Annotated in this window: 5 protein-coding genes; 2 read left to right on the forward strand and 3 right to left on the reverse strand. The window is 58.2% G+C overall.

What is annotated here, in order from left to right:
• Positions 1-269 precede the first annotated feature (269 nt).
• Positions 270-1,619 carry a guanine/hypoxanthine transporter GhxP gene (gene ghxP / locus QRD42_RS06565; protein WP_321988453.1) on the forward strand — a complete coding sequence of 450 codons (1,350 nt, stop codon included), beginning with the start codon at positions 270-272 and terminating at the stop codon, positions 1,617-1,619.
• Between the two features lie 154 nt (positions 1,620-1,773).
• A complete protein-coding gene (locus tag QRD42_RS06570) occupies positions 1,774-3,420 on the forward strand; it encodes a Na+/H+ antiporter (RefSeq protein WP_072570208.1) in 1,647 nt (548 codons plus the stop codon).
• A gap of 40 nt (positions 3,421-3,460) precedes the next feature.
• Here QRD42_RS06570 and QRD42_RS06575 read toward each other — a convergent pair whose 3' ends face one another.
• From QRD42_RS06575 to QRD42_RS06585, 3 genes are all read right to left on the reverse strand, one after another.
• On the reverse strand, positions 3,461-4,753 hold the full coding sequence (locus QRD42_RS06575) for a Gfo/Idh/MocA family protein (protein ID WP_321988454.1): 1,293 nt from the start codon (positions 4,751-4,753) through the stop codon (positions 3,461-3,463).
• 261 nt (positions 4,754-5,014) lie between these two features.
• A complete protein-coding gene (gene actP, locus QRD42_RS06580) occupies positions 5,015-6,664 on the reverse strand; it encodes a cation/acetate symporter ActP (RefSeq protein ID WP_321988455.1) in 1,650 nt (549 codons plus the stop codon).
• The gene (locus QRD42_RS06585) at positions 6,661-6,975 is read right to left on the reverse strand and encodes a DUF485 domain-containing protein (RefSeq protein ID WP_321988738.1); all 315 of its coding nucleotides are present in this window, start codon (positions 6,973-6,975) and stop codon (positions 6,661-6,663) included. Before QRD42_RS06585 ends, actP begins: the two co-directional genes overlap by 4 nt.
• Between the last annotated feature and the right edge of the window lie 19 nt (positions 6,976-6,994).

The following is a 6,994-nucleotide window of genomic DNA, read 5'->3' on the forward strand; positions in this document are numbered from 1 at the left end:
ACGACAACGTTTGCGCATCCCCTGCTGCTTTCTTCGTCGTCCTGAGCGAAATTTCATAAAAAGCGACAAAGTTAAGTTGAAATACCCCTGTGGATGGCTGGATAATCGTTTGCCTTTTTCAACAGCCGTTTTGTTTGCGCGGAGTTAAACGTTTGCTTTTTGTGGCACTGCTTTGCCGCAACGTAGCACATGGAGATGACGTTTAATCTGGCAGTGGATTGTCCGCCACGCAAACCAGCGAATATAAAAATTCTCAGGGGATGTTTTCTATGTCTACGCCTTCAGCGCGTACCGGCGGTTCGCTTGACGCTTTATTTAAAATTTCTGCACGTGGCAGCACTGTCCGTCAGGAGATCGTAGCCGGTCTTACCACCTTCCTGGCCATGGTTTACTCCGTGATCGTGGTGCCAGGCATGCTGGGCAAAGCGGGCTTCCCGCCGACGGCGGTGTTTGTTGCCACCTGTCTGGTTGCCGGTCTGGGCTCTATTGTGATGGGCCTGTGGGCGAATCTGCCGCTGGCGATTGGCTGCGCCATCTCGCTGACCGCTTTCACCGCTTTCAGCCTGGTGCTCGGCCAGCAAATCAGCGTACCTGTCGCCCTGGGCGCGGTATTCCTGATGGGCGTGCTGTTCACCGTGATCTCTGCCACCGGCATCCGTAGCTGGATCCTGCGCAATCTGCCGCAGGGCGTGGCGCATGGCACCGGCATCGGTATCGGCCTGTTCCTGCTGCTCATTGCCGCGAACGGCGTGGGTCTGGTAGTGAAAAACCCCATCGACGGGTTGCCGGTAGCGCTGGGGCATTTCGCCAGCTTCCCGGTGATCATGTCGCTGATTGGCCTCGCGGTGATTATCGGTCTGGAAAAACTGAAAGTGCCGGGCGGCATTCTGCTGACCATTATCGGCGTGTCTGTTGTCGGGCTGATTTTTGATCCGGCGGTGCACTTCTCCGGTATTTTTGCCATGCCGTCGCTGAGCGACGAACACGGCAATTCGCTGATCGGCAGCCTGGATATTATGGGCGCGCTGAACCCGATCGTGCTGCCGAGCGTACTGGCGCTGGTGATGACCGCCGTGTTTGATGCGACAGGCACCATTCGTGCGGTGGCCGGTCAGGCTAACCTGCTGGATAAAGACGGTCAGATTATCGATGGCGGCAAAGCGCTGACCACCGACTCCCTGAGCAGCGTCTTCTCTGGCCTGGTGGGCGCAGCACCGGCGGCGGTGTATATCGAATCGGCGGCGGGTACGGCGGCAGGCGGTAAAACCGGTCTGACGGCGATCACCGTTGGCGTGCTGTTCCTGCTGATCCTGTTCCTCTCTCCGCTCTCCTATCTGGTTCCGGCTTACGCCACCGCCCCTGCGCTGATGTACGTTGGCCTGCTGATGCTGAGCAACGTGTCGAAAATCGATTTTGCCGATTTCGTGGATGCGATGGCGGGCCTTATCACCGCGGTGTTTATAGTGCTGACCTGTAACATCGTTACCGGCATCATGATCGGCTTCGCCTCGCTGGTGATTGGCCGTGTAGTGTCGGGTGAATGGCGTCGTCTGAACATCGGTACCGTGGTGATCGCGGTGGCGCTGGTGGCCTTCTACGCGGGCGGCTGGGCGATTTAATTTTCCGATCCGGCTCGAAAAAAAGGGTGGCGATTGCCGCCCTTTTTACTTTTTAAGGCACATCCTGTTTCCATTGCGTTAAGCTGCATGTTCTATTATGAAAGGCATGATGCCTCGTCATCGATTATAAAAAATCATCGCAAACAGGGAACGCATGGAAATTTTCTTCACCATACTCATCATGACCCTTGTGGTCTCACTCTCGGGTGTCGTCACCCGTGTCCTGCCCTTCCAGATCCCCCTGCCGCTGATGCAGATCGCCATCGGCGCTATGCTGGCCTTACCCACTTTTGGTCTGCATGTGGAGTTCGATCCGGAACTCTTTCTGGTGCTGTTTATCCCGCCGCTGCTGTTCGCGGATGGCTGGAAAACCCCAACGCGCGAGTTTCTGGAGCACGGGCGTGAAATATTTGGCCTTGCGCTGGCGCTGGTGCTGGTCACCGTGGTCGGCATCGGCTATCTGATTTACTGGGTGGTGCCCGGTATTCCGCTGATCCCGGCGTTCGCGCTGGCGGCGGTGCTGTCGCCGACCGATGCCGTGGCGCTGTCCGGCATTGTTGGCGAAGGGCGCATCCCGAAAAAAATTATGGGCATCCTGCAGGGCGAGGCGCTGATGAACGACGCCTCAGGCCTGGTGGCCCTGAAGTTTGCCGTCGCGGTGGCGATGGGCACCATGGTCTTCACCGTCGGCGGCGCGACCGTGGAATTCCTCAAGGTGGCGATTGGCGGTCTGCTGGCCGGATTCGTGGTCAGCTGGCTGTATGGCCGTTCGCTGCGTTTTCTCAGCCGCTGGGGCGGGGATGAACCAGCCACGCAAATCGTGCTGCTGTTCCTGCTGCCGTTCGCCTCTTATCTGATCGCAGAACACATCGGTGTGTCCGGCATTCTGGCAGCGGTGGCGGCCGGGATGACTATCACCCGTTCCGGCGTGATGCGCTCCGCGCCTCTGGCCATGCGTCTGCGCGCCAACAGCACCTGGTCGATGCTGGAATTCGTCTTTAACGGCATGGTGTTCCTGCTGCTGGGTCTGCAACTGCCGGGCATTCTGGAAACCTCGCTGGTGGCGGCGGAAGCCGATCCTAACGTCGAAACCTGGATGCTGTTTACCGACATCATTCTGATTTATGCCGCGCTGATGCTGGTGCGTTTCGGCTGGCTGTGGACGATGCAGAAATTCAGCCAGCGCTTCCTCACCAAAAGCCCGATGGAATTTGGGATGTGGAGCACGCGCGAACTGCTGATCTCCACTTTTGCGGGCGTGCGCGGGGCGATCACCCTCGCCGGTGTACTCTCCATTCCATTGTTGTTACCGGGCGGGGAACACTTCCCGGCGCGTTATGAACTGGTCTTCCTGGCTGCCGGGGTGATCCTCTTCTCGCTGTTTGTCGCCGTGGTGGTTTTACCCATGCTGCTGCAACATATGGAGATCGCCGATCACGCGCAGCAAGCAAAAGAAGAGCGGCTGGCGCGGGCGAAAACCGCTGATGTGGCTATTGTCGCCATTCAGAAAATGGAAGAGCGCCTGGCGGCCAACGCCGAGGAGAACATTGACGATCAGCTGCTGACGGAAGTCAGTTCGCGGGTGATTGGTAATCTGCGTCGCCGCGCTGACGGGCGTAATAACGTCGAAAGCTCCATGCAGGAAGAGAATCTCGAACGCCGCTTCCGCCTCGCGGCGCTGCGTTCCGAGCGGGCAGAGCTGTATCATCTGCGCGCCACGCGGCAGATCAGCAACGAAACGCTGCAAAAACTGCTGCACGATCTGGACCTGCTGGAAGCGCTGCTGATTGAAAACAAGTAGCGTATGTCCCCCTCATCCTGTGGGTGAGGGGGCTAAAGCACTACTTTTTCAGGCGTGACACCAGCTCAAACTCTTTGAAATTCACCGGACGTTGTTGCTGCATGGAGATATTCCCGGCGATACCGGTGAGGATCGACATCGCCCCGGCGCGGTGATCGGCGGCGCGCTGCAGCGGATCGTGCGTGGCAGGCCCGAACAAATCCGCCAGCATGGCGTTATCTCCGCCGCCGTGTCCGCCTTCACCGATGGCGAATTCGGCTTTCCAGGGCGCGGCAAACATCGGGAACACCGTGATGTCGCAGCCTTCCAGGCTCCCTTCGCTGGCGCGATCGCCACCGGCGTTGACGTAAGATTTCTCCACCAGCTTCATTTCCAGACGGCCTTCACTGCCGTTAAACACCACGTTCAGCCCCTCCCATGGCAGATAGGCGTTCAGGGAATAGGTCAGCTGCACCTGATTCTGGTATTTCACCAGCACCGACATGGTGTCTTCAATGGTGATGCCGTCGCTGAACACGCTCTGATCGCGAAAATAGTTATCTTCGTGCTCGGCATCCAGATACAGCGCTTTCAGCTGGGGATTGTCCTCCATGTGCAGGGCAAAAGGATCGTCCTGGGCGGCGGCGTAGCCGTGGGCGCGGGGATAGAACTGCGTAATGCCGCGCCGCTCCGCGTTCTCTTTACCGTAAAAGCGCAGGCTGCCTTCGGCATAGACGCGCTGCGGATAGCTCCCCAGCCAGAAGTTCATCAGGTCGAAATGGTGGGTGGATTTGTGTACCAGCAGGCCGCCGCTGTTGCGCTTTTCCCGGTGCCAGCGACGAAAATAATCCGCGCCGTGTTCGGTGTTCAGCAGCCATTCAAAGTGTACCGAGTTCACCTCGCCAATGGTGCCGTTCATCAGCAGCTCGCGCACTTTGCTGTGATGCGGCGCATAGCGGTAGTTAAAGGTCACACGCACCTGACGGCCCGTCTCTTCAATGGCATCGAGGATGCGCAGCGCCCGCTGCTCGTCGATGGTCATCGGTTTTTCGGTGATCACATCACACCCGGCGTACAGGGCGCGCACAATATAATCATCATGGGTACGATCGACGGTGGTGACGATAATCACGTCCGGGCGCGTCTCGCGGATCATCTCCTCAAACTGCGAGGCGTGCCAGGTGGACGCTGGCGCAGCCCCTTCGTTTTTCAGCAACTGATTGGCGTAGTGAATACGCGTGTGGTTGGTATCGCAGAAGGCGACCAGGGTGGCCGTCTCTTTCCACTGACCGCCGATGGCCGCAATGTACATCCCGGCACGCCCGCCCGTGCCGACAAGGGCATATTTTTTCATACCATCCTCGATTAATTACTTAATGAAATTATTGGCTTAACGCGTAAGCCAGGGCTTCCATCAGCATAAAAAGCGGGAAGGGCATTGTCGTGACGGCGCAGAGTGCAAAACAGGGTCAGGGGGTTGGAGTCGCGCAAAGTGTGACGGGGCTTACAAAACGCGCCGGGATACTGTGACGCGGATCGACTTTTGTCGCACGCAGGACGTGATGTTGCTCACGATGAAACACAACCCCGGCCCGCAGGCCGGGGGTAAAACAGATTAATGCGCGCGGCCCTGATCGATGCCGATACCGGTTTGCGAACGGATAAACTGGGCGCGGAACTTCTCGCGTTCCAGTTTCCCTTCCGCGGTATTGTCGATTGCCGAGAACACCCAGATACCGATAAAGGCCACCGCAATGGAGAACAGCGCCGGGTACTCATACGGGAAGATGGCGCTGGCGTGGCCGAGGATCTGCACCCAGATAGTCGGGCCAAGCACCATCAGCACCACGGCGGTAATCAGCCCCAGCCAGCCGCCGATCATCGCGCCACGGGTGGTCAGCTTCGACCAGTACATCGACAGCAGAATGATCGGGAAGTTACAGCTTGCCGCAATCGAGAACGCCAGACCCACCATGAAGGCAATGTTCTGATTCTCAAACAGAATACCCAGCAGGATGGCGATCACGCCCAGTACCAGCACGGTGATTTTTGACACCCGCAGCTCGTCGCGCTCGGTGGCCCCTTTACGGAACACGTTGGCATACAGATCGTGCGATACCGCCGATGCGCCCGCCAGGGTTAAGCCCGCCACCACCGCGAGGATAGTCGCGAAGGCCACCGCCGAGATAAAGCCGAGGAACAGGTTGCCGCCCACCGCGTTGGCAAGATGCACCGCCGCCATGTTATTGCCGCCAATCAGCGCGCCGGTGGCATCTTTAAACGCCGGATTTGCGCCCACCAGCATGATCGCGCCGAAGCCGATAATAAAGGTCAGGATGTAGAAGTAACCCATAAAGCCGGTGGCGTAGAACACGCTTTTCCGCGCTTCACGGGCATCGCTGACGGTAAAGAAGCGCATCAGAATATGCGGCAGACCGGCGGTACCAAACATCAGCCCCAGCCCCAGCGACAACGCAGAGATCGGATCTTTCACCAGACCGCCCGGACTCATGATCGCCGTGCCTTTCGGATGCACCGCCATGGCTTCGGTAAACAGGTTATTGAAGCTGAAACCGACGTGACGCATCACCATAAAGGCCATAAAGCTGGCGCCGAACAGCAGCAGCACGGCTTTGATGATCTGCACCCAGGTGGTGGCCAGCATGCCGCCGAACAGCACGTACATCACCATCAGCACGCCCACCAGCACCACGGCGATGTGATAGTTCAGGCCAAACAGCAGCTGGATCAGTTTGCCCGCGCCCACCATTTGGGCGATCAGATAGAGCGCCACCACCACCAGCGAGCCGCAGGCGGAGAGAATACGGATCGGACCCTGTTTCAGACGATACGACGCCACATCGGCAAAGGTATAGCGTCCGAGGTTACGCAGACGCTCGGCGATCAAAAACAGAATGATCGGCCAGCCCACCAGGAAACCCAGCGAGTAAATCAGGCCATCGTAGCCGGAGGTGAACACCAGCGCGGAAATCCCCAGAAAGGACGCCGCCGACATGTAATCCCCGGCGATCGCCAGGCCGTTTTGCAGACCGGTAATATTACCGCCCGCCGTGTAGTAATCGCTGCGGGTGCGGGTACGTTTTGACGCCCAGTACGTGATGCCAAGCGTAAAGGCGACAAACACCACGAACATGATGATCGCCTGCCAGTTGGTCGGCTGGCGCTGCACCGCGCCGGTCAGGGCATCTGCCGCGTTCGCGGAGAAAGGGAGTATGGCGGCAGCCGCCGTCAGTAATCTCTTCATGGTGCGTTTACCTCGCGGATCACGGCATTGTTCAGACGGTCAAACTCACCGTTCGCCCGCCAGACGTAAACGCCGGTTAACACGAACGAAATCAGGATCACGCCGACGCCAACAGGAATGCCGCGCGTGACGCTGGTGCCGGGATAGAGCGGCGTACCCAGCCAGCCAGGGGCGAAGGCGATAAGCAGAATAAAGCAGACATAAATCGCCAGCACGATCAGCGACAAAATGATGGCAAACCGTTGCCTTTTTTCGACCAGCTCCCTGAAATGCGCGTTATGTTCTATCCGTTGATAAATGAGTTCATTCATCACGAAATCTCCAGAGGCT

Source organism: Enterobacter sp. PGRG2, from assembly GCF_030291195.1.
Classification (GTDB): domain Bacteria; phylum Pseudomonadota; class Gammaproteobacteria; order Enterobacterales; family Enterobacteriaceae; genus Enterobacter_D.